1 tRNA gene and 2 rRNA genes are annotated in these 2,332 nt (G+C 47.0%); all 3 read right to left on the bottom strand.

From position 1 onward, the window contains the following. A 23S ribosomal RNA gene (locus ACP5PX_RS07870) occupies window positions 1-1,685 on the bottom strand; the annotation flags it as partial. A gap of 80 nt (window positions 1,686-1,765) precedes the next feature. After that, window positions 1,766-1,910, bottom strand: a tRNA-Ala gene (locus tag ACP5PX_RS07865). Between the two features lie 111 nt (window positions 1,911-2,021). Next, a 16S ribosomal RNA gene (locus ACP5PX_RS07860) occupies window positions 2,022-2,332 on the bottom strand; the annotation flags it as partial.

Here is a 2,332-nt window from a genome sequence, read left to right as displayed (position 1 = left end):
CATTATGGATCGGATAAGAACACTTTTCACGGATCCAAGGTCTCAACAAAACCCCCAAACGAGGGCCCATCGCGCCTTATACTGTTTCTCCTCATAATGAGACTCCACAGCACTATGTCGCTTAGACAAGGTCTCCCTTGCTTTGCCTAACCTCAGATGTCATGTTCTTAACTTGCGTTGCCGCGTCTACCATAATGGTACAGGAATATTAACCTGTTTCCCCTTCGTCCCCTAGTAATTAGCTGGGGCCTTAGGACCGACTAACTCTTGGCTGACGAACGTTGCCAAGAAAACCGTGGGCTTTCGGCGTACTGGATTCACACCAGTATTTGCTGCTACTAACTCCAGGATATTTATTGCAATACACTCCATTGGAACTCACGTCCCAACTTCTCTGTGTACCGCACACCTCCCTACCGGATCACACCTTTCGGGTGTGCCCTTGGGTCTCAGCATCCAACTTAGTCCCGTACATTTTCGGCCTGTATATTTCTCCCAACAAAGTTGGTGTCGAACGGTCCGCTATTACGCGTTGCTTAGACGATGGCTGCTTCTAAGCCTACGTCCCGTCTGTCTAGAAATATACATTCCTTGTGGCTTCACACTTAGTTGGAGTTTAGGGGCTTTAACCCAAGACTCGTTCGTTCACGTCACGGCTCATCAGCTTACCCGATGAAACCCGACTCCCCACTTCTGCGATGATTGTAGATTCGGAGTTTGACAAGAAAGCAGGCTCTTTCGAACCTATTCTTTCTAATCAGTGCTCTACCCCACAATCCATCTCCATGAGGGTCATCCTGAGGGATGCTTCGGGAGGAACCCGCTATCGCGATGCTCGATTGGACTTTCACCCCTACACAGGAGTCACCTAAGCAGATATACTAGCAATAGTTGCGGTCCTCTACCGATCGTTAGATCGGCTTCAACCTGCTCCAGTGTAGATCGCAACCGTTTCGGGTCAGATACTAGTGACTTAACGCACTTTCGTACGATGCACCTCGTTCAGCACTACGTGCAATCGCTTTCGCTTCGCCTCTCGGCTCGCCACTACCATCTACTCCCTGGATCTTGATTCGAGAAGTACGTTATGATACTGGTCCAGAACCATCGTACAACAGTTTTGCAACTGCTTCCTTTTGGTTCCTTCGTCCCTTTCATACCATAACAACCTGTGACCATTCAGTTTCAGGCACTTTTAACCCCCCTTTTCAGGGTACTTTTCAACGTTCGCTCACGCTACTAATTCGCTATCGGTCTTGGATTACCTGTTTAGAATTGGATGTTGCTCCACCCAACTTCGTACTGGATTACCAACCAGTACTACTCTCATCGTTGCCCTCCTCCGCTTTTTACTTACGGGGCTGTCACCCTTTTTAGCGCAGCTTTCCAGCTGACTTCAGCTCCAGCAAAGGATAGTTGCAACGCCCACATCTACTGCATGTTGCCATGCAGCATTCGGTTTGTTCTCTCCGGCTTTCGCTCGCCGTTACTTACCGGATCCCAATTGGTTTCTCTTCCTGCGGCTACTAAGATGTTTCAATTCACCGCGTGTTTACCCATTTCTGGGCGCACGGATATCGACGGATCAACGCTTGCTTGCAGCTACCCGCCGCTTATCGCAGCTTGCCACGTCCGCTTGAAAACCAAGCCTGGCCATCCTCTGAATGGCGTAGCACTCACAAATACAGTGTTTTTCACTGCTTCGTGTCTTTCACTCAAACATATATTCGCATGATGCCCGCATCATTCATTCGAATGACGCGAATGGACTCGGCGTGAATTACGCACAGCCTCCCTAAGGAGACCACGTTTCGAACACGCAGCCTCCTCCTGTCTTGGAGCTTCTTTGCGAACTTTCCTGCTAAGAAAGCTCTTGCAAAGGAGGCGCTCTACCATTGAGCTACGAGCCCATAATATACTTCAGAATTCATTTACAACATTCCGTGCCTTGCTTGATGCGCTATAATTATGAAATTATAGTGAAATGGAATTGTGCACACTTTTCCAATTTAATTTAAAATTGGAGGTGATCTATCCGCAGGTTCCCCTACGGATACCTTGTTACGACTTAGCCCCCCTCATAAAAACTTGGCTCGAAACCATCAGTTTCCCAATAGTGCCTCACCAAGTTCTCACTTGGGTGACTTGACGGGCGGTGTGTGCAAGGAGCAGGGACATATTCACCGCACGATTCCACATTCAACAGCCAATTTTTCTAAATTTTTAGTAGATAAAACACAATCAAACTCATTTTTTAATATGAAATTTTCAGTTTTAGTTAAATTAGCATCAATAATTACAATCATTTTTATTTCGGGAAAATTTTGTTTTA

Source organism: Hadarchaeum sp. (SeqCode), from assembly GCF_049969415.1.
GTDB lineage: Archaea > Hadarchaeota > Hadarchaeia > Hadarchaeales > Hadarchaeaceae > Hadarchaeum.
The sequence above is the reverse complement of the archived record's forward strand: the minus strand, read 5'-3'. Positions and strand labels throughout refer to the sequence as shown.